The organism is Ruegeria sp. BC5, from assembly GCF_056539205.1.
Genome location: NZ_JBQFUN010000005.1, coordinates 198,479 through 216,910, shown reverse-complemented (window position 1 = coordinate 216,910; position 18,432 = coordinate 198,479). Strand labels below are relative to the sequence as shown.

Below are 18,432 nucleotides of genomic sequence, written 5' to 3'. Positions count from 1 at the left end.
GATTTGGTGAAATGGCGATCCCTGAAGGACTCGAACCCTCAACCTGCTGATTAGAAGTCAGCTGCTCTATCCAGTTGAGCTAAGGGACCGCTGCGCCCTTCTTGCGGTTTTTACGGGCGGGGTTCAAGACCCAAGCGCATGAAGGCGCTGTTCGGGTCGGCCTCATACCCAAATATCGGTCCGCAATAGGTATATCCCAGCGCCTCATAGAGTTTGCGCGCGGCATCATATTCCGTCAGATGTTCCGCCCCAGTTTCCAGCACCAGGGCCGTCACACCTTCTGAACGGGCAAGGTCAGCCAGGTAGGTCATGATCACTCGCGCCAGACCACGGCCACGGGCGGCGGTCACGACATGCACTGATTTCACCTCAGAGGTGCCATCGGGCAAGGCTTTAAGCGCTCCGCATCCCAGCGGTTTACCCGCTTCATACAATGCCCAGAATCGAATGCCGGGCTCTCGCAATGCATCGACGTCCAGGGTGTGGTTCGAGGTCTGGGGCGTGGCATCCCAGCTATGGGCCAAATGCGCTTGAATGATCGGGCGCATGTCCTGCGCTCCGGGATCCACTTCGCGGATGTCGATCATTCCAAGGGTCTTGGTCAATGGGTCCAGGGTGCCCGACGACTCGGGGCGAAGTTTTCACCATACCCACCTGCGCGTACGTTGGGCTTGCGCTTATGCGGTTCGCTGACCTGCGCATCAATCCCGTTGTCCTTGGCGTAATCCAACGCCTCTTCCTTGGTGTCGAACTTCAGGCGCACTTGGGTCTGCGTGTCGTTGGACGAGGTCCAGCCCATCAGCGGATCAACCTCGCGCGATGACGCGGGGGCGTATTCCAAAACCCACTTGCGGGTCTTGGCCATTCCCGAGGTCATTGCATTTCTTGCGGGCTGGTAAATCCGTGCGCGCATGTCGCCTCTCCGTACTCATTTGGATAGGAATGTTTATGCGTCAGGCAGGCGGCGCGGACAAGTCCGCAATTGTCGCAATTTCGGCATTTGGAAATGCCCCCTTGAACAAGAACAAAAACAGATCAAAATCAGGCGCGAAAGGAATCTCCCCCTATGGCCTATGCTCATTCCGACAAGACCCAGATGAATGCCGAGGATGTCCGCGCTCGCCTGAAGCTGGAAGGCGGCAAGGAATTCGTTATGCATACCGAGTTCGCACCAGCGGGTGACCAACCAACGGCCATCAAGGAGCTGGCCGGGGGCGTGATGGACGGTGAACGCGATCAGGTTCTGCTGGGCGCGACGGGGACGGGCAAAACCTTTACCATGGCCAAGGTGATCGAGGAGACCCAGCGCCCGGCTATCATCCTTGCACCCAATAAGACGCTGGCAGCGCAGTTGTATGGCGAATTCAAAGGCTTCTTCCCCGAGAACTCGGTCGAGTATTTCGTGTCCTACTATGACTACTACCAGCCCGAGGCCTACGTGGCGCGGTCGGACACCTATATCGAAAAAGAATCCCAAATCAATGAACAGATCGACCGGATGCGCCACTCGGCCACGCGGGCACTGTTAGAGCGGGACGATGTAATCATCGTCGCCTCGGTTTCCTGCATCTATGGTATTGGTTCGGTCGAAACCTATGGGGCGATGACGCAGGATCTGAAGGTCGGCAACGAATACGACCAACGGCAGGTGATGGCCGATCTGGTCGCCCAGCAATACCGCCGCAACGATCAAGCGTTTCAGCGCGGGTCTTTCAGGGTACGCGGCGATTCCCTGGAAATCTGGCCCGCCCACCTTGAGGATCGCGCCTGGAAATTCTCGTTCTTTGGCGAGGAACTGGAAACCATCACCGAGTTCGACCCGCTGACCGGCGAACGCACGGCCACAATGGAGCAGGTGCGCGTTTATGCGAACTCGCATTATGTGACGCCGAAACCGACCATGCAGCAGGCCATCATCGGCATCAAAAAAGAACTGCGCATCCGTCTGGATCAATTAGTGGGCGAGGGCAAATTGCTGGAAGCGCAGCGACTGGAACAGCGCACCAATTTCGATCTGGAAATGCTTGAGGCCACCGGCGTCTGCAACGGAATCGAGAACTACTCGCGCTATCTCACAGGCCGCGCACCGGGCGAGCCGCCCCCGACCCTGTTCGAATTCATCCCCGACAACGCGATTGTCTTCGCCGACGAATCCCACGTCAGCGTGCCGCAGATCGGCGGCATGTACCGGGGCGACTATCGGCGCAAGTTCACGCTGGCTGAACATGGGTTCCGGCTGCCCTCCTGCATGGACAACCGACCGCTGAAGTTCGAAGAATGGGACGCCATGCGCCCCCAATCCGTGTTTGTCTCGGCCACCCCGGCAAAATGGGAGATTGAACAGACCGGCGGCGTCTTCACCGAACAGGTGATCCGCCCCACCGGCCTGCTGGATCCTGAGGTCGAAATCCGCCCTGTATCCATGCAGGTCGACGACCTGCTGGACGAAGTGCGCAAGGTCGCCGCCGATGGCTATCGCACGCTGGTCACCACGCTCACCAAACGCATGGCCGAGGACCTGACCGAATACCTGCACGAACAGGGCATCAAGGTCCGCTACATGCACTCGGACATCGACACGCTGGAACGTATCGAGATTCTGCGCGACCTGCGTCTGGGCGCGTTCGACGTGCTGATCGGCATCAACCTGCTGCGTGAAGGCCTCGACATCCCCGAATGCGGGCTGGTCGCCATTCTGGACGCGGATAAAGAGGGTTTCCTGCGCTCGGAAACCTCACTGGTCCAAACCATTGGCCGCGCCGCGCGGAACGCCGATGGCCGGGTGATCATGTATGCCGACAAGGTCACCGGTTCGATGGAACGCGCGCTGAATGAAACCAACCGCCGCCGCGCCAAGCAACTCGCTTACAACGAGGAACACGGCATCACGCCTGAGACGGTGAAGAAGAACGTCGAAGACGTTCTGGCCGGTCTCTACGAAGGCGACGTCGACATGAACCGCGTCACCGCCACCATCGAAAAACCGATGCACGGCGCCAACCTCGAGGCCCATCTGGACGGTCTGCGCGAACAAATGCGCAAAGCCGCCGAGAACCTGGAATTCGAAGAGGCCGCCAACATCCGGGATGAGATCAAACGTCTGGAAGCGGTCGATCTGGCCGTTGCCGACGACCCGATGGCGCGCCAGTGGGCAGTCGAGAAAGCCTCGGAAGACGCGGTGAAATCGCGTGGGCGGTCAACGGCGGGGCGACCGGGGCAGCGGGGCGGGAATGTGAAGAGGCGGAAGCGGTGAATATCTAAGCCACTTTTTACCATTGAGGCAGCACCAAGAAACAACCTATAGAGGTAGTCGCCCTGAAAAATTTGTTAAATACAAAAGGCGACCTATGCGATTTCTTATTCCGGTTTTCACTGTCATTGTAACTTCTATTGCACCTGCATGGTCAGATGAACCTCGTACGGACTATTCTGGGCGCACTCTCATTTATCATTCGGATGTCAAGCTGCGAGGCTCACAAAAGAGAGATGTTAGGTACTCGCAAAAAGCTGATTTCTTTGGTGCAGTGGTAATCAACACAACAAAGAAAACGGATAACTTCAATGGTGCTGCATGGGGATATCACAACTTGAAAACAGCTCAGGACGTTGCGATGCGGTCATGCCGCTTCAAAGCGGAAAGTCCCGAAGACTGCGTCCTATACCTTTCCGTTGTTCCTACAGGCTTTGACATAAAATCAAAAGAGTTGACCCTGTCAAAAACCGCTTTGGATGCATACAACTATCTCGACGGGTGGTCGCAGATCAATTTTGATGAATATCGGTCTTTCGCGACAAATGGAATTCATACCTGGGCCTATTCCAAGAGCGCACCAAGCCGCGAAGCCGCCGAAAAGGATGCAATGAACCTGTGCGAAGAGACGTTTGCGAAATCGCTGAAAAGAAAGAAACCCGCTTGGGTTGAAGCTGTCTATGCTGAAGATAAGTTAAAATGCAGGGTTTTCACCACGTTTTCGCCTGATTGACCGTATGTGGGAGAGTTATCACGAATGCCCGAGCTTTTTCTCAGATCGCTTCGTCTTAATTGATGCGGTCCAAGTCGGCTCTGGAATCATTGCGATAGTTTCGCTCGGTGAAGTATCGAACTCTCCCACACTTCAAACTTGCAGCCCAGCGCGCACTCCGCCACGTTTGAAATCACAAATTGTGATTCCAAACGGTTGCCATGACAAACCCAAACACCTTGCCCAGCACGTATGAGGTCCAAAGCGCCATTCACCGGGTGCGCGGCACTCGCGTGGTGCTGGCCGAGGATCTGGCGCAGTTCTACGGAAAGTCCGTCAGCGCCTTCAATCAGGCCGTCTCGCGCAACAAGGACCTGTTCGAGGGCTACCGCTTTCAGCTGACCGATGCCGAGGTCGCCGATTTGCAATCACAGAATGTGATCTCAAAACCCAAGGGCCGTGGCGGACGGCGGGTCAATCCGTGGGTCTATACCGATTACGGCGTGGCCATCGCCTCGGCCCTGTTCAAGGACCCGCGCGCGATCAAGATCACCCGGATGATCACCGAGGCCTTCGTTGACGGCGCAAATGCGCTGGCCGAGACCCCGCGCAGCGTGCCGGAAATCCTGCCGCCCGAGAACGCCCCGACCCCGCTGTTGCCCAATGGTGAGCAGTTGCGCGATCTGGCCGAAAACATCCTCGATTCCGGGCAGCAGAGCCTTGTCGATTACATCGCCAACCCCACGACCAAACGGCAGCAAGCCGTGGCGATGATCATGAAAACGCTGGCGGAAACCGCCGGAGAAGAAGTGCGTACCCAGCACGAACGCCTGCGCCTGAACATCGCCCAGCGTCTGGCGATCGGAGATTACGCCGATGATGACGACCGAAAACGTCTGCTGGAATTGCTGCACGCGATGAAAGGTTAGACGCCCAATTCGGCCCGCGCCTTCTTGGTCAGCTTGGCCACGACCAGATCATAGGACGTCACGATATGCTCGCGCAGGGAGGTATCGCTCATTCCGCGTTCCTCATAGACCTGCAGCCACTTCATCCCCCGCGAGGCCAGATAAGGCGCTGGGCGGATGCCGGGCTCATCACCCAGCACCTCAAAAGCCAGATCGGTGGCCTTAAAGGTGAACGCATCACGCCCGTCGTTCCAACCGCAGATCGCAAAGACCTTGCCGCCCACCTTCCACACATCCGCATTGCCCCATTGCACCACATGGCTGGTGGCTTTGAGGCTGGCGCAAAAGCTGTTGAATTCATCACGGGTCATGGCCCGATCTTGGCTTGCAGGATCAACTGAAAGCAAGCGAGAAGATCAATCCTCTCGCTTACTTTCTTTCCATGCGTTTAGTAGCTGACCCACCAATCATGTAAGTTGCGTTTGCCGTCAGTGAATCTCAGGTCGCGGCCCATAAAATAGACCTTCGAACAGCGTTCGCCCTTACCAGAGGTATCAGATTCCCGGCATAGTTCATTGCCTTTCACCGACCAGGTTCCTTTGTCTGTCCATGACCCGTCATTTGCCGTCGAAGATTGTTTTCCATCTTTTTCAAACGTCCAGGTCCAGTTGGAACTCTTGAGAGTGTTCCCCGAGACGATCTTTTCTATCGACGCCCCGTCCATTTGCTGTGCGCCCATATCCTTAATCTGGGACACCTTGGTCGCCGTCAGGAAATCTTTGGATGAGTCGGCAATGGCCGCACCGGAAAACAGGGTTGCGATCAAAGCCATAGCTGCGCATTTCGAAAAGTTCATTGAACATTCCTCCTGAAAAAGTCTGGCACTAGAGTTGAGAAATTTGGCCCTGAATACGCGGACCTATCCTTTATCCCAATGGACAACCACGTCGAACCCGGCCGGTGATGGCGGGCCTTCTAGGAATTCGGCAAAATGTCCCCAAAGCGCCGCCACTTTGGGGGCGTTGGCGTTCGAGGTTTCCTCGCTTTGAACCACGGCCACAACAAAACCGGTACCGTCCTCATTCATGACATTGGTAAAGCTGTGCATGCCTTCCATGCCCATAATCTGATCTTTAAGCTCGTTCATCTTTGCCTCGGCCGCATCCCGCATTCCGGGCTTCATCTTGAACTGAGTAATACGTGCAAACATGATTTTCCTCGCTATCTGGGCGAAATCCCCCAATGACGGCCAAAACGGCGCGTCCGGCGGAGTGTACCACAGTCACGGGGATTCTGTTAGAATTGGGGTCAGGGCCGCAGGAATTTGGCGTTGCCGACTGTCCGCGATCTGGGCGTTTCAGCCGGTTGCGGCACTGCGCTCTGCCCGGAAATCGACCTTTGCGTTCCGCAGGCCACACCGTCGCCATCGGGGTCATTGCGCGGGTGATACCCAGGACCGCCCTCAACGAATGGCCCCGGCACAATTGTTTCAATCGCGCCGCACCCGGCCAGGGCAATCAGGTGCAGCAAAGCTTCTTCGTGCCTATACTCAGACGTCCGCAGATAGACCCCCACGACGATACCCATAATCGTCACCGGCAGCATCAGGACCATGAGGAAAATTCGAACCGGGGATAATGCGCGTTTCCGCTGCGCCTCAGCCCGTTTTTGACGCCGCGAAACCTTGGGGACAGAAGATTCCGTTTCAGGGGTGGGTTTTCTAAACTGCATGTCCCTCTGTTACCCTCGATTTGTGGCGAAACCGAGACCCCAATTGACCCGGAAACAAGCCCTCGCACAGGGAGGGCATAGGGGGTATCTTTTGCGTGTTTCAAACAGCTAGAACCACGCACATCATGAGCCAATCCAGCCCATTTCACCCGGTCGATGAGACCGCCCGATGTTTGACTCGTGATCTGATCGAGGGCGCAACCTATGGTGCGCTTGCCACTTTGCGACCTGACTTAGGGGTGCCTTCGGTGTCGCGCATCGCCCTGGCCACGGATGACGCGGGCAGCCCTATGACCCTGATTTCGACATTGGCGGATCATACAGCCGCCTTGCGTGCCAATCCGGTTTGCGCGTTGCTAATCGGAGAACCCGGCAACACCGGCGACCCGCTGACCCATCCCCGATTGACATTGCATGCCACAGCCACGTTCGTTGCCCGTGAAAGCGCCGAACATGCCAGCTTGCGGTCGCGGTATCTGACCTTGCGACCCAAATCGAAACTCTATGTCGATTTCACCGATTTCAGCTTTGTGCGTTTCGCCATTTCAGACGCCGTTCTGAACGGAGGGTTCGGCAAGGCCTGGCGCCTTGCCCCCAACGATTTGCGGCCTGATCAACGCACCACGTGAACCGCACAGGCGGCATGACGGACCACGTGGTTTGTGGTTGAGCCCAACAAAAGATCCTGCATGCCAGGCCGGTGTGAGGCCATGATGATCAGGTCAGGCTTGTGGGATTCCGCCCAGTCCAGAATGGTGCGCCCAGAATGCCCTTCGATCACCACACCCGTCGCATTGGACAGCTTGGCCGCCAACTCATCCAGCTCGCCCTGGACCGCCTTGCGGGCCGCGGTCAGATATTCCGGCGGCATGTAGGAAATCGCGTAGTTCGGAATATGCTCGACCACATGCAGCAGTGTCACCTGAGCATCTGGTGTTGCCAAAATCTCGGCCAGTTTCAGCGGGCCGGAGATATCCCGATCGGCATCAAATGAAATTGGAACAAGAATGTTGTGATACATGGTGAGCCTCTACTTTCTTCAGCCACCATACCTGATTTTATCGATTAAGGTTTTGATACAAGTCAGGAACTGCCAAAAGTTTCGGCCACGTCATACATCACCGGCTCAAAGCTTTTACACATCTCGTTGATCTTGCGATTGCGATCGCGCATTTCCGGCGTTCGCAACATTGCCAGAAAATCCTCACGACGGTTCCATTGGGAATAGTTGGCAATCCGCGTCTGCGCATCGTTCACATGCAGCCCTGCGGAAACAAATCCCGGCTGTTTCGAGATAAACTCGGCGTAGGCGTCGGTCAACGCATCCAACAGATCGTGGCAGGTACCCGGTGTCATCTCAAAAGTGGTGATGACAGTCTGGACGCTCGCGGTCTTGGAAATCTTCGGCATCTGGAATCTCCCTTTTCTTTTGCAAGCTTAACACAGGATTTGGAAAGGTCTTGTGTTTCCTTAAACGACACGTCGCCTTGGATTGGTTTCCAGAAAATAAACAAAACACTAACCAACCGTTAACCATGCTTGCGGAAACTGCGTGCATGTTCCGGGTTCTCGCTTTTTTGGTATTGCTGCTTGCCGCAGCCCCGGCTTGGTCCGGCGCATGGCTGCGTGAGAAGGACGCAGCGTTCACCGCGGCCTCGGTCACTGCATTCAAAGACCGTGACGGCAGCTATGATTACAAAACGGCGCTTTATGCTGAATTCGGATACAGGCCGAACCTCACAATCGGGGTAGATTTCGAACAAAGCCGGGATTTCTACGGCCACGCCCTGTTGTTTGCCCGGGTTCCCGTGGCCAATTTCAACAAATGGGGGCATTTCGCGGCCGAGTTCGGGGCCGGTGCCCACCACAAGCAACTTGACGCCTGGGCGATGTACAAACTGACCCTGTCCTATGGCAAAGGGTTTCAAACCGGTTGGGGCAACGGTTGGGTTGCGGTCGACACGGCCCTGGAAATTCGCACACATGACGCGGTTTATCGCAAACTGGATATCACGGCGGGCCTTTCGTCAGATCGATTGCTCAATCCTCTGATCCAGGTGGAAACGGCTTATACCTCTGGACACTCGTTATTTTGGAGGGCCAGGCCCTCGGTCATGATCCGTGCGCGCGACAAAGGGCCCACCTGGGTGCTGGGCCTTGAACGCAACGATGCCCGCAACGATACCGGTTTGAAAATCGCGCTTTGGGAAGAGTTTTGAGACCGGTGAAATGGCCACCCTGCAAAAGGGTGGCCATCCCAGTTGTCAGCTTTCCATACGAATGTGGGTCGAGACTTCTCCGCGGACCGCCTCGGGCCAGCGCAGGTTGATCGCATTTCTCGACGCACCTTGTTCTAACTGCACATAGGGGGTGGCATAGGTCACCGCGCCGAATGTATTTCTCAAAGCTCCCAATGCCGTAACCGCGTCGCAACTACGCGCATAGCCCCCGAAAGGCAGCTCTCCGGCTGTCTGAACGGACCAGGCTTGCGCTGCGGTTCCTTGCATATGCTTGACCCGCAATGGGTTCGCAACTTTTTGGTCAACGCCGTGAAAGGTATTGTTTTCAAACATCACATTGCGATGCGCAAAGTTGTTCATACTGGCAAATGAGGTATCCACCCGTTCCACCCGCGTGATACCACCGCTTGTTGCGCGGAACTTATTTCCGGTCACGATCACACCGTTCAGGAAGTGTCCTGCACCATGGGGACGAACAATGAGATAGGTGAACCAGGCCGGGGCCTCGCTGGAATAGAAGATATTGTCGGTAATGGCCATCGAGCTGAAGGAAAACCCGGTTGTGTAAACCGGATCTGCGTCCCGTTCATTGGTCCACAGGATCGAGCAATTGTCGATATAGTTCCCCGAGATTGTCGAGCTGTTGTAAGTGCCGATCATGACCAATCCAGGGCTGCGTACACCTTGTGGAATGCTGTCGCCCTGGAAAAAGTGATTGCCGAGGATCATGTTGTTGGTGCCACCCAGAACCGCAAAATGGCGGAACCGTACGGCCCGGTTGTGGCGCAGTTTGACGTCGTTGGCTGTCGCGTTTAGCGCGATCGACGAACGGTCTGGGACGTTAAAGGATTCTTCGGTGGACAGGAATTGACACGTATCGATCAACATGCCCTGACAACCGGTACCGATAGACGTGATCCCGCGATCTTTGGGGCGGCTGACAAAACAGTTCGCCAATGCAAAGGTGCTACCTGACGGGGCCAGACGGATCGCGCTGCTGCGGCCGTTACATTGGAATTCGATCTGTTCCATTCCAAATTTGCGCAGCGTGCTGAAACCGCTGAAATCCAGCAGGTACTTGAAGGACAGGAACGTGAATGTCTGCGTACCAGACGCATCGTAGAGCGGCGCGCTGAGCGTGATTTCACCCGCGCCGTCGTTCTTCGAACGCACGTAAATCTCGCGACCGACCCCGCTCCCCTGTACCAGACAACCAACCGGAATATTGCCCACATTCGCGACGTTCACCAACCGGGTGGGATCGTTCGGGTTGTAGGTCGCGACCGATGTAAAGGTTTCGGTATCCCAGGCCGTACTGCTTTTGACGTCGAACTGTCCGTTGCGGATCACACGGCGCGTCGAGAATCCGGTTTGCCGGTTCGGAACAGCAGCGGCCATATCGATCGGCTCGGTTACCGATACCTTGCGCCCACCCATATCCAGCGATTCATGGTCAGAATTGTTCAACAACGCCTGAAACGCCTTTTTAAAGGCCCGCATTTCATCACCAAACGCATTGATATAGGTCGGCAGATCAAAATTCTTGGTCAGCAGCAGCATCTTGTCATCCGGCATTGTTACGGTGCCTTCAAATTCGATCTCGGATGCCACCGACGTGTTTTGCGCCAGCAGATAGGTCCCCTCGGGCACGAAAATACGACGACCATTCGCAGCCTGATCCGCGGCTTCAAACGCAGCTGAGTCATCCGTCACGCCATCCCCGACCGCGCCGAAATCGCGGACATCGACCAGACTGATGAGATTGCGAAGGAACACACCGGTGACATCCAAAATCTCGATATCATCAACGCGGATAACCGCCCCATTTGCGCCGTCGATATCCAGACCGAAATGCCCGTAAAGGGCTTGTACACCCCATGGCATATCCACGCCAGGGCGTTGACCGGTGCCGACAATGGCCGTGATCTCGTGCACAGTGCCATAGCCCGAAAGCTGCGTGGCCGGGCCTTGCTCGACCACACCGGTAACCTGAACATCCCCGGTACCGCCAGCCCATCCGGCGATACGTACCTCGGGCAGCGGGCCGCTGATGGCTTTGACCCGAGCCTTGATTTGCAGGTAACAGCCCGGCAGCAACGGCGTCTGCCCCATGTAACGCAGGCGCTGGGTGGTGCTGACTTTCAGGATTTCCAGACAGCCCGCAAAATCCGCATCCGCCGGAACAAATGCGCCGGTGCCAGATCCGTCATAGGTAGGCGAGCCGGGCGTCCCGTCGCCGCTGGACCACACATTCAAACCATTTGCGAAAGCAGGCGGCGTGAACACGATACCGTCGGTGATTGCCTTGTTCATAGAAATCCCTTTCCCAATCGCGCCGCATCAGCGCGCATAAACCCAGTGCCCGGAGACACACGCCCCGAACGCAAAAGCCTGAGTACCGAAAAGGGATTAACCGCCGCTCATATCACCGTGACGGTGGTGTTGCATCAAGCTGCCGGATCAGAATTGCCCAGCAATTGCACGCCATTGATCTTCCAACCGTTGTCCATCTGCACCATCTGATAGTCCAGGATATGCACCTTGCCAGCGTCATCAGTGATCATGACTTTTTGCCACAGCGCCCCGGCCACCTCGCGCAATTCCAGAAAACGAACCTCCGCCGGACGCCAGACCATCGGATAGCCGCGCCTTACCATGACGCCGAAATTCTCGGGCGTTTGAAACAGTTGCTGGATATTGGGGCTGGCAAAGGTAAAGGCGGTGGCAAAATCATCAGCCTCAAACGCCTTAATCTGCGCCGCGATGTTTTTCTCGATCTCGGCGCTTTGGGCAAACGCGCCCGAGGCCAAACCGGCGCTGAGGGATAGTGCAAGCAGTATTCGACGCATGGGGCCACCTCCTGTTGAAAGAGTAGCCCCACGCGGTATCAGGTCAAATCAGACCAGCTCACCCGTCAACGCCTTATCGATCAGCGCGATCGTTTCCGGCACGCCGTACAGCGCGATAAAGCCGCCAAAACGTGGGCCCTGCGAGGCACCCAACAACACTTCATACAGCGCAGTAAACCACCCGCGCATGGGATCGAACCGCTCTCGCCCGATCGAATAAACAACCGATTGCAGCGCTTCATCCTCAATGGGGCCATCATAAGCTTCCAACGCAGTTTTCAGTGCCTCCAACGCTTCGCGTTCCTGATCCGTCGGGGCGCGGTGCTGACGTGTTGGTTTGACGAAATCGTTGAAATAGCGCACGGCAAAGCCAGCCGCCTGATCCAGATCCGGATGCGTTTCAGCCGTCGCCTCAGGCGCATAGCGGCGGATAAAGCCCCACAGTGCCTCTTTATCCTCAGCCCCCGAAACGGATGCCAGGTTCAACAACATCGCAAACGGCACCATCAGTGTGGATGCAGGAACATCACCACCATGGATATGCCAGACGGGGTTGTTCAACTGCGCCTTCAGCTCCTGCCCCGGATAGGCTCGCAGCTGTTGATGATACTCATCCACTGCCTTCGGGATTACGTCAAAATACAGCCGCTTGGCCGTTTTCGGTTTCTGATACATGAAGTACGACAGGCTTTCAGGCGCGGCATAGGTCAGCCATTCGTCCATCGACAAGCCATTGCCCTTCGATTTGGAAATCTTCTGGCCCTGCTCGTCGTTGAACAGCTCATAGCTCAGCGCCTCGGGAGGCTTCTGGCCCAGCGCTCGGCAAATCTTGGAGGACTGCGTGACCGAGTCGATCAGGTCCTTGCCCGACATCTCATAGTCCACACCCAGCGCAGCCCAGCGCATCGCCCAATCCGGCTTCCACTGCATCTTGACGTTACCGCCAGTGACCGGGATTTCGACCTTCTCGCCGTCAGGTTCCTGATAGACGATCGTGCCCTTAGCGACATTGCGCTCCAGCGTCGGCACTTGCAGCACGTGCCCGGTTTTCGGGCTGATCGGCAGGAAGCACGAATAGGTCTCGCGCCGTTCCGGCCCAAGCGTCGGCAGCATGATCTCTTGAATTTTGTCGAAGCGCTCCAACGCGATCAACAGCATCTCATCAAACCGACCGCTGGTGTAGTAATCCGTGGCCGAGGCGAACTCGTACTCAAACCCGAAACTGTCCAGGAAATCGCACAGCATCGCATTGTTGTGCTGGGCAAACCCGGCATGGGTGCCAAACGGATCGCGCACCTTGGTCAGCGGCAGATGCAGGTCTTCTTTCAGCTCTTCCTGCATCGGCACGTTGGTCGGCACCTTGCGGAAACCGTCCATGTCGTCCGAGAAACAGATCAGCTTAGTCGGGATGTCACTGATTTGTTCAAAGGCGTGACGGACCATCGAGGTCCGTGCAACCTCGCCAAATGTACCGATATGCGGCAGACCCGACGGGCCATAGCCGGTCTGAAACAGCACGTATCCCTTTTCCGGAGCCGCTTTCTGATAGCGTTTGAGCACCCGGCGCGCCTCTTCGAAAGGCCAGGCCTTGGACGCAATCGCGGTTTCACGCAGTTCAGACATTTTTAGACAAGCTCCATCGGGAAAAACAGCGCCGGTCACCCCATGCAACCGACCGGACCCTCCTATTGTGCCGGTGCAGCATGAGTCAATAAAGCGCTGGTTTTTTCCTGTATGGAAGGCTGATCTATATGGTCAACTGGTCCAGTTTGGCCGCCCAGATGAAATCATTCTCGCTTAGACCACCAATTTCATGCGTGGTCAGTCTGACATCCACATAACCCCAGCCAAAGGTGACATCCGGGTGGTGCCCCTGCTGATCGGCGAGCCACGCGCAAAGATTGGCCAGATAGGTCGCCTTGGCGAACCCTTTGAACTTGTAGTGACGGCTCAGTTCTTTCGCATCAGCGTCCAAATTCCAATCGGGCGAAAGCTCCGCCATGTGCGTGTTCGCCTCATCCCGCGTCAAAGCTGGAACGCCACCTGAACAGGGCACACAGGTTCGGTCCGATAGGCTGCAGGTTTCTCCTGTTAGTGTCATGATCCGTTCACTCCGCTGCGGTTGCCTTTTCCGGGAACTTGTTTGGCAACAATCCCAGGGATTGTGCCTGCCGCACGTCTGCCAACAAATCGCGGTCGGCGGCGGCAAAAAGTTCCTCGGGTGAGTTTAGCACGAAATAGCCCATCTGATGCATATCGATCCGATAAGGCGTGCGCAGGATCGTCAGCACATCGAACGGATCCCGATCAGGAATGTCGCTTTCGACGGCATAGACAAGCTCTGTCGGCGAGGACGCCAACCCCGACCCCAACGCCTTGATCACACCATCCTGACGACGCAACCCAAATTCGATCGAAAACCAATACAGTCGGATCAGCCAGGCATAGTCCTTGTCATCAGCCTGCACGCCTGCCTTGCCGATGGCATGGCTGAACGCCGCAAAGCGTGGATCGCTCAGCAGCGGGGTATGACCGAAAATTTCATGAAAAATATCCGGTTCCTCAATGTAATCGAAATCCTCGCGTGACCGAATAAAGGACGCAGCGGGAAACACCTTATCTGCCAGCATGCCAAAGAATGTCTTGAACCCGATAAGCGCTGGCACAGGCTGAACCCGCCAGCCGGTCATGTCCAACAGCCGTTCCGAGATATCCGCGCATGAAGGCACGCGGGTCATTGGCAAGTCCAGCCTTTCCAACCCTTCAAGATAGTCTCGCGCCATAAAACGCTGCACGTTCTCTGCTTGCGCAGCATAGAGGTCAGCCCAAACGGCGTCCTCTTCTTCTGTATAGGCGATATGGCCGCGTTCATCGGCCACTTTGGCGATGTATTTGGTCGACTTTGGCATCTGCATTCCCTCCGCAGGAAAAGTATAGCCACGCGACTTGAAGGTTTTGATTTGGACAATCGATGGTTTCTGATTATTTTGGCAAATATATATCGAAAGGTGACAATTTGTGAAACAAACCATCCAACCTGCTGATATCGCCATCCTGCAAGAGCTGCAGACCAATGGCCGCCTGTCTATGCAAGAGCTTGCCGACCGAACCGGTCTTTCCGCCTCGCAATGTTGGCGGCGCGTACGCGATCTTGAGGCATCCGGGGTGGTATCAGGCTACATTGCGCAGGTGCGGGCCAAATCGGTCGGGCTGGACGCCATTGCCTATGTTCACGTCGCATTGCGCGATCATCAAGAGGACAGCATCACCTCATTCCTGCGGTTGGTCGAAACCGAGCCGCAAATCGTCGAATGCGCCTCAATCACCGGGGACCACGACTTTATCCTAAAGGTTTATGCCAAGACGCCCGAGGACCTTGAACATTTCATCATGCAACGGCTGCTGAAATCCGGCCTTGTCCGCGACACGCGCAGCAATTTTGTGCTGCGCCAGACCAAAACACGCGGCCCGTTGCCCATTCTCTGATCGGTCAGGGGCAAAATCCGTTGAACCTGCCCGCCAGCCCTCCTATCGTGCGAGCGCAAAAGCCCAATCAGGACGACACCATGACCGAACAAGTACCCCACCCGATGTCCCCACAGGATTGCCTGGTTGCGATCATGGTCGCGGTCTCTGCATCGGATGAAACCATTCGCACGGCCGAGCTGGTCAAGATCGAAGGCGCCGTCAACATGTTACCTGTCTTTGCCGAATACGATATCGACCGCACGCGCCGTGTATCTCAGACGGTGTTCGACCTGTTCGAGCAAGAGGACGGGCTGGATGCACTTTTCGGCCTGATCCGCGATAACCTTCCCGAGCGGCTGAATGAAACGGCCTATGCGCTGGCTTGCGATGTGGCCGCTGCGGACGGGTCGCTTGCGGAAACCGAACTGCGCCTGCTGGAAGAAATCCGCTACGAGCTGAGCATTGACCGTCTGCACGCCGCAGCGATCGAGCGTGGCGCACGGGCGCGCCACACGACCTGATCCTAGCTGCCCTGTAACGTTCCCCAACGTTCGATCAATGCGCGTTGCAGCTTGCGCGACCTGTTGTTCCAGCTGCGCGCGCCTTCCGGACGCTCGCGCAGCGCACGGGGAATGGTCGCGCGGTGATCAACGTCAGCGGTAAAGATGGCAAAGGCCAATTCGGAGCCATCCGGTGCAGTTATGAAGCCGCCCAATCCCGACACGAAATTCAGCGTCCCGGTCTTTGCGTCTACTTTGATCGGGTGATCCTTGACCGGCCGTCCCTGACGGTCCGCCAGGGTAAATTTCTTGAGCAAGGGCCGCAGCGCGCCATCTTTGCGCGCCACCACCAGCGCGGTAACCAAATCCGCGGGTGCCACGCGCGACGCATCGCCAAGCCCCGAATGATCCACCATCGCAATTCCGGTCACACCATAGGTCTCGGCCGCCCAGCGATTCATTTCAGCGGCGGAATCGGCGAGGCTTTGCATATTTGCTCCGCGGGCTTTCGAAGCCGTCATACCGACCAATTCGGCCGTTATGTTGGTCGAATATTTGAGCATACCGCGCAGAATACTTTCCAGCGGATCACTCTGATGCACCACCAAAACAGTGCCCTGCGGGGTTTGCCGCGTGATCTGTACGCGCCCCAGCACAATGCCATTTGCTCGCGCCAGAGTACGGAAAACATCCCCCGCATAAAGCGCAGGTTTGCGAACGGGCAGCCAACGCGCGCCACCATTGCCCAGCGCACCGCGGGCAACGGTCCAGCGATCCTGCCGCGCACTTGGCTGATAGGTGTATATCGGCAAACTGCGCTTTTCGACCTGCATCGACGCCATATCCACAGACGGAGTATATCGGGCGGTGCGCGCATCCATACTCACGTCATAACTGGCACCAGCGCGCTTCCATTCGAAATGGACGCGATTGAAATTGAGTGAGATGCCGCTGATGGCCGGGCTGTAGCCCAGGTGATCCGGCTGCCCGGGGTCAATGCTAAACACATAGGGCAACGCTCCGTCGTAGACCTTGAATGCCCCGCGTACCTCGGTGATTCCGGCCTCGCGCAGATTGGCGGCCATCGTGGCCAGATCATCGGTGTCCAGCAACGGGTCGCCGCCACCAACAAGGATCAGGTCACCATCCAACACGCCATTCTCAATCGGCCCATCCGCCATCAAGGTTGTTTCGAACCGATAATCCGCGCCCAGAACATCCAGCGCATAAAGCGCGGTCAGCGCTTTGGCGACACTGGCGGGCGGCAAGCCTTGATCGCCGCCAAACGCCTCAACCTGCGTACCGGTCTCTGCATCAGCGACTGCAAACACAACCTCTCCGCGCAACCCGGCGGACTGGATAAGCCGCTCGGCCCCGCTGGGCAGGTCCCCCCGCAGCTGCGGTCGCAAGGATTGAACAGGCGCGTCGGCCAACGCTGAGCCCGACGCAATAGAGGCCCCTAGGCCCGCAAGAAACAAACGACGCGAAATACGATCAACCATGGGTCAATTAAAATCCCAGAGATCACAGGCAAACAACCACTGAATGTGATTATGCCCGCATGGGGGCTATTCAGGCAACACCCCTCCATTCCAGCCACCGCGTGTGCGAATCTCGGTCGAGCTGACATCGACCATCGGTACATTCACGAAACACCACGCCGGTGCCTGCGCCCGCCCCAGCAAATGCCGCGCTTGGCCGTCAATGCGATATCGAGCGTAAAGCCGCGCCGCAGGCGACATCCGTGCCGAGATCCGATCCCCCGGCCGTGCGACAACCCCCACCGGCACGCTGTCCATGATCAGCCGCCAATCCTTCCAGCGATGAAACTGCGCCAGATTGTCCGCGCCCATCAGCCAGACAAACCGCACCTGCGGATAAAGTTTTTGCAAGGCCGCCAGCGTATCCGCCGTCGCCCGCGTCCCGGTCAGGGCTTCGATATCCGTGACCTCGACCTTGGGGTGCTGCATGACGTCCCGCGCAGCCTTGATGCGCCGCTGTAGCGGGGCAGGTCCACGCGCCTTTAACGGATTGCCCGGAGACACCAGCCACCAAACCCGATCCAGCCCAAACGCCTTCATCGCTTCAAGCGAGACATGCACATGTCCCTGATGTGGCGGATCAAAAGACCCGCCGAACAGACCAACGACCTGCCCGGGCCGTGCATATGGAATAGCGCTTCGCAACATCCTTTGCTGATGTTCAGAACTGAAGCGGCTTGTCAATCAACCGGTTGCACCAGATCGCCCAGCCGGACCCGTCCGGACCTGATGACCTCGGCGCACCATCCCCCATGCCCACGCACGGCGGAATAGCCGCCCTTGCCCAGCGCCTCCTCCATCCGGCTGCAAGGCGCGCAGATGATTGTAAAGCGCAATATAGCCCCGCCAACCTGCACCTCCCGCCCCTTGAGCGCCGCCAGATTGATCCCCGACACGACCAAGTTGCGCCGTAGGATGTCGGCGGCAATCGGCCCTTGCCCCAAGTAGGAACCAATCGCCGCCAGATGTTCTTGCTGGATCAGAGTCACAGCCCTTTTGCCAGTGCGACCCCGGTCGCCCTCTAGGCCGTCGGCTGAAATCATAATATTATCAACCGCGCGCATTTCTTTGCAGCGCTCAGGTCGCAATCCAATCCAATCGACACAACCCGGCTTGGCCCAGCCAGCTATCAATTCCGCCAAATTCGACATTTTAGCTCCCACTCAGCGAATAGATCTAACTAAATTCGACGCCATTAGAAATTCACAAAACCACCAGCTTGCCCCGCCCGCC

Annotated in this window: 23 protein-coding genes and 1 tRNA gene; 7 read left to right on the top strand and 17 right to left on the bottom strand. The window is 56.9% G+C overall.

Annotated elements, in window-relative coordinates:
• Window positions 1-12 precede the first annotated feature (12 nt).
• The 3 genes from ACR0LY_RS13985 to ACR0LY_RS13975 form a co-directional block, all read right to left on the bottom strand.
• A tRNA-Arg gene (locus tag ACR0LY_RS13985) sits at window positions 13-89 on the bottom strand.
• Between the two features lie 21 nt (window positions 90-110).
• Complete coding sequence (locus ACR0LY_RS13980; protein WP_480641038.1) at window positions 111-605, bottom strand: GNAT family N-acetyltransferase; 495 nt, start codon at window positions 603-605, stop codon at window positions 111-113.
• Complete coding sequence (locus ACR0LY_RS13975; RefSeq protein WP_170350520.1) at window positions 602-913, bottom strand: ETC complex I subunit; 312 nt, start codon at window positions 911-913, stop codon at window positions 602-604. Before ACR0LY_RS13975 ends, ACR0LY_RS13980 begins: the two co-directional genes overlap by 4 nt.
• Before the next feature lie 153 nt (window positions 914-1,066).
• On the opposite strand from ACR0LY_RS13975, the gene uvrB reads away from it, so the two are divergent.
• The 3 genes from uvrB to ACR0LY_RS13960 all read left to right on the top strand — a co-directional run bounded on the left by uvrB (window position 1,067) and on the right by ACR0LY_RS13960 (window position 4,891).
• A complete protein-coding gene (gene uvrB / locus ACR0LY_RS13970; protein WP_254440240.1) occupies window positions 1,067-3,253 on the top strand; it encodes an excinuclease ABC subunit UvrB in 2,187 nt (728 codons plus the stop codon).
• Between the two features lie 94 nt (window positions 3,254-3,347).
• On the top strand, window positions 3,348-3,983 hold the full coding sequence (locus ACR0LY_RS13965) for a hypothetical protein (RefSeq protein ID WP_170350522.1): 636 nt from the start codon (window positions 3,348-3,350) through the stop codon (window positions 3,981-3,983).
• A gap of 200 nt (window positions 3,984-4,183) precedes the next feature.
• Entirely contained in the window at window positions 4,184-4,891 is a 708-nt protein-coding gene (locus ACR0LY_RS13960) for an ORF6N domain-containing protein (RefSeq protein WP_170350524.1), read from the top strand.
• Here ACR0LY_RS13960 and ACR0LY_RS13955 read toward each other — a convergent pair.
• From ACR0LY_RS13955 to ACR0LY_RS13940, 4 genes are all read right to left on the bottom strand, one after another.
• Entirely contained in the window at window positions 4,888-5,241 is a 354-nt protein-coding gene (locus tag ACR0LY_RS13955) for an MmcQ/YjbR family DNA-binding protein (RefSeq protein WP_170350525.1), read from the bottom strand. The genes ACR0LY_RS13960 and ACR0LY_RS13955 overlap by 4 nt on opposite strands.
• Window positions 5,242-5,318: 77 nt before the next feature.
• On the bottom strand, window positions 5,319-5,702 hold the full coding sequence (locus ACR0LY_RS13950) for a hypothetical protein (protein WP_170350527.1): 384 nt from the start codon (window positions 5,700-5,702) through the stop codon (window positions 5,319-5,321).
• 87 nt (window positions 5,703-5,789) lie between these two features.
• Window positions 5,790-6,080 (bottom strand): antibiotic biosynthesis monooxygenase family protein, encoded by a 291-nt coding sequence (locus tag ACR0LY_RS13945; protein WP_170350529.1) that lies wholly within the window; start codon window positions 6,078-6,080, stop codon window positions 5,790-5,792.
• Between the two features lie 98 nt (window positions 6,081-6,178).
• A complete protein-coding gene (locus ACR0LY_RS13940; protein ID WP_226689361.1) occupies window positions 6,179-6,484 on the bottom strand; it encodes an excalibur calcium-binding domain-containing protein in 306 nt (101 codons plus the stop codon).
• 242 nt (window positions 6,485-6,726) lie between these two features.
• Here ACR0LY_RS13940 and ACR0LY_RS13935 point away from each other — a divergent pair, with 242 nt between their 5' ends.
• Window positions 6,727-7,230: a HugZ family pyridoxamine 5'-phosphate oxidase gene (locus ACR0LY_RS13935; protein WP_170350531.1), complete on the top strand. Its 504-nt coding sequence runs from the start codon at window positions 6,727-6,729 to the stop codon at window positions 7,228-7,230.
• Here ACR0LY_RS13935 and ACR0LY_RS13930 read toward each other — a convergent pair.
• Window positions 7,215-7,622, bottom strand: a complete 408-nt coding sequence (locus tag ACR0LY_RS13930; RefSeq protein WP_170350532.1) for a universal stress protein — start codon at window positions 7,620-7,622, stop codon at window positions 7,215-7,217. The genes ACR0LY_RS13935 and ACR0LY_RS13930 overlap by 16 nt on opposite strands.
• 62 nt (window positions 7,623-7,684) lie before the next feature.
• Window positions 7,685-8,011, bottom strand: a complete 327-nt coding sequence (locus ACR0LY_RS13925; protein WP_170350533.1) for an antibiotic biosynthesis monooxygenase family protein — start codon at window positions 8,009-8,011, stop codon at window positions 7,685-7,687.
• 125 nt (window positions 8,012-8,136) lie between these two features.
• On the opposite strand from ACR0LY_RS13925, the gene ACR0LY_RS13920 reads away from it, so the two are divergent.
• On the top strand, window positions 8,137-8,820 hold the full coding sequence (locus ACR0LY_RS13920; RefSeq protein ID WP_480641035.1) for a hypothetical protein: 684 nt from the start codon (window positions 8,137-8,139) through the stop codon (window positions 8,818-8,820).
• A gap of 45 nt (window positions 8,821-8,865) precedes the next feature.
• On the opposite strand, the gene ACR0LY_RS13915 is transcribed toward ACR0LY_RS13920, so the two are convergent.
• The 5 genes from ACR0LY_RS13915 to phhA form a co-directional block, all read right to left on the bottom strand.
• Window positions 8,866-11,154, bottom strand: coding sequence for a glycosyl hydrolase family 28-related protein (locus ACR0LY_RS13915; protein ID WP_170350535.1), 2,289 nt, complete (start codon window positions 11,152-11,154; stop codon window positions 8,866-8,868).
• Window positions 11,155-11,288: 134 nt separating this feature from the next.
• Window positions 11,289-11,690: a DUF4864 domain-containing protein gene (locus ACR0LY_RS13910; RefSeq protein ID WP_170350536.1), complete on the bottom strand. Its 402-nt coding sequence runs from the start codon at window positions 11,688-11,690 to the stop codon at window positions 11,289-11,291.
• A gap of 48 nt (window positions 11,691-11,738) precedes the next feature.
• Complete coding sequence (locus ACR0LY_RS13905; protein WP_170350537.1) at window positions 11,739-13,313, bottom strand: lysine--tRNA ligase; 1,575 nt, start codon at window positions 13,311-13,313, stop codon at window positions 11,739-11,741.
• A 124-nt stretch (window positions 13,314-13,437) separates the two neighbouring features.
• The gene (locus ACR0LY_RS13900) at window positions 13,438-13,791 is read right to left on the bottom strand and encodes a 4a-hydroxytetrahydrobiopterin dehydratase (protein WP_170350538.1); all 354 of its coding nucleotides are present in this window, start codon (window positions 13,789-13,791) and stop codon (window positions 13,438-13,440) included.
• Window positions 13,792-13,798: 7 nt separating this feature from the next.
• A complete protein-coding gene (gene phhA / locus ACR0LY_RS13895; protein WP_170350539.1) occupies window positions 13,799-14,599 on the bottom strand; it encodes a phenylalanine 4-monooxygenase in 801 nt (266 codons plus the stop codon).
• A gap of 109 nt (window positions 14,600-14,708) precedes the next feature.
• Between phhA and ACR0LY_RS13890 the strand changes: the two genes are divergently transcribed.
• On the top strand, window positions 14,709-15,176 hold the full coding sequence (locus ACR0LY_RS13890; protein WP_368040146.1) for an Lrp/AsnC family transcriptional regulator: 468 nt from the start codon (window positions 14,709-14,711) through the stop codon (window positions 15,174-15,176).
• An 80-nt stretch (window positions 15,177-15,256) separates the two neighbouring features.
• The gene (locus ACR0LY_RS13885; RefSeq protein WP_170350540.1) at window positions 15,257-15,679 is read left to right on the top strand and encodes a tellurite resistance TerB family protein; all 423 of its coding nucleotides are present in this window, start codon (window positions 15,257-15,259) and stop codon (window positions 15,677-15,679) included.
• A gap of 2 nt (window positions 15,680-15,681) precedes the next feature.
• Here the strand turns inward: ACR0LY_RS13885 and dacB are convergent, their stop codons facing one another.
• The 3 genes from dacB to ACR0LY_RS13870 all read right to left on the bottom strand — a co-directional run bounded on the left by dacB (window position 15,682) and on the right by ACR0LY_RS13870 (window position 18,350).
• Window positions 15,682-17,160, bottom strand: a complete 1,479-nt coding sequence (gene dacB / locus ACR0LY_RS13880; protein WP_170350541.1) for a D-alanyl-D-alanine carboxypeptidase/D-alanyl-D-alanine endopeptidase — start codon at window positions 17,158-17,160, stop codon at window positions 15,682-15,684.
• 66 nt (window positions 17,161-17,226) lie between these two features.
• Complete coding sequence (locus ACR0LY_RS13875) at window positions 17,227-17,847, bottom strand: nicotinate-nucleotide adenylyltransferase (protein WP_170350542.1); 621 nt, start codon at window positions 17,845-17,847, stop codon at window positions 17,227-17,229.
• Between the two features lie 32 nt (window positions 17,848-17,879).
• Entirely contained in the window at window positions 17,880-18,350 is a 471-nt protein-coding gene (locus ACR0LY_RS13870) for an MOSC domain-containing protein (protein WP_170350543.1), read from the bottom strand.
• Window positions 18,351-18,432 lie beyond the last annotated feature (82 nt).

Bases quoted from the DNA above. Each gene is read 5' to 3' on its own strand.
- ACR0LY_RS13975 (WP_170350520.1), bottom strand. From the start codon at position 913: ATGCGCGCACGGATTTACCAGCCCGCAAGAAATGCAATGACCTCGGGA.
- uvrB (WP_254440240.1), top strand. From the start codon at position 1,067: ATGGCCTATGCTCATTCCGACAAGACCCAGATGAATGCCGAGGATGTC.
- ACR0LY_RS13965 (WP_170350522.1), top strand. From the start codon at position 3,348: ATGCGATTTCTTATTCCGGTTTTCACTGTCATTGTAACTTCTATTGCA.
- ACR0LY_RS13960 (WP_170350524.1), top strand. From the start codon at position 4,184: ATGACAAACCCAAACACCTTGCCCAGCACGTATGAGGTCCAAAGCGCC.
- ACR0LY_RS13955 (WP_170350525.1), bottom strand. From the start codon at position 5,241: ATGACCCGTGATGAATTCAACAGCTTTTGCGCCAGCCTCAAAGCCACC.
- ACR0LY_RS13950 (WP_170350527.1), bottom strand. From the start codon at position 5,702: ATGGCTTTGATCGCAACCCTGTTTTCCGGTGCGGCCATTGCCGACTCA.
- ACR0LY_RS13945 (WP_170350529.1), bottom strand. From the start codon at position 6,080: ATGTTTGCACGTATTACTCAGTTCAAGATGAAGCCCGGAATGCGGGAT.
- ACR0LY_RS13940 (WP_226689361.1), bottom strand. From the start codon at position 6,484: ATGGTCCTGATGCTGCCGGTGACGATTATGGGTATCGTCGTGGGGGTC.
- ACR0LY_RS13935 (WP_170350531.1), top strand. From the start codon at position 6,727: ATGAGCCAATCCAGCCCATTTCACCCGGTCGATGAGACCGCCCGATGT.
- ACR0LY_RS13930 (WP_170350532.1), bottom strand. From the start codon at position 7,622: ATGTATCACAACATTCTTGTTCCAATTTCATTTGATGCCGATCGGGAT.
- ACR0LY_RS13925 (WP_170350533.1), bottom strand. From the start codon at position 8,011: ATGCCGAAGATTTCCAAGACCGCGAGCGTCCAGACTGTCATCACCACT.
- ACR0LY_RS13920 (WP_480641035.1), top strand. From the start codon at position 8,137: ATGCTTGCGGAAACTGCGTGCATGTTCCGGGTTCTCGCTTTTTTGGTA.
- ACR0LY_RS13915 (WP_170350535.1), bottom strand. From the start codon at position 11,154: ATGAACAAGGCAATCACCGACGGTATCGTGTTCACGCCGCCTGCTTTC.
- ACR0LY_RS13910 (WP_170350536.1), bottom strand. From the start codon at position 11,690: ATGCGTCGAATACTGCTTGCACTATCCCTCAGCGCCGGTTTGGCCTCG.
- ACR0LY_RS13905 (WP_170350537.1), bottom strand. From the start codon at position 13,313: ATGTCTGAACTGCGTGAAACCGCGATTGCGTCCAAGGCCTGGCCTTTC.
- ACR0LY_RS13900 (WP_170350538.1), bottom strand. From the start codon at position 13,791: ATGACACTAACAGGAGAAACCTGCAGCCTATCGGACCGAACCTGTGTG.
- phhA (WP_170350539.1), bottom strand. From the start codon at position 14,599: ATGCCAAAGTCGACCAAATACATCGCCAAAGTGGCCGATGAACGCGGC.
- ACR0LY_RS13885 (WP_170350540.1), top strand. From the start codon at position 15,257: ATGACCGAACAAGTACCCCACCCGATGTCCCCACAGGATTGCCTGGTT.
- dacB (WP_170350541.1), bottom strand. From the start codon at position 17,160: ATGGTTGATCGTATTTCGCGTCGTTTGTTTCTTGCGGGCCTAGGGGCC.
- ACR0LY_RS13875 (WP_170350542.1), bottom strand. From the start codon at position 17,847: ATGTTGCGAAGCGCTATTCCATATGCACGGCCCGGGCAGGTCGTTGGT.
- ACR0LY_RS13870 (WP_170350543.1), bottom strand. From the start codon at position 18,350: ATGTCGAATTTGGCGGAATTGATAGCTGGCTGGGCCAAGCCGGGTTGT.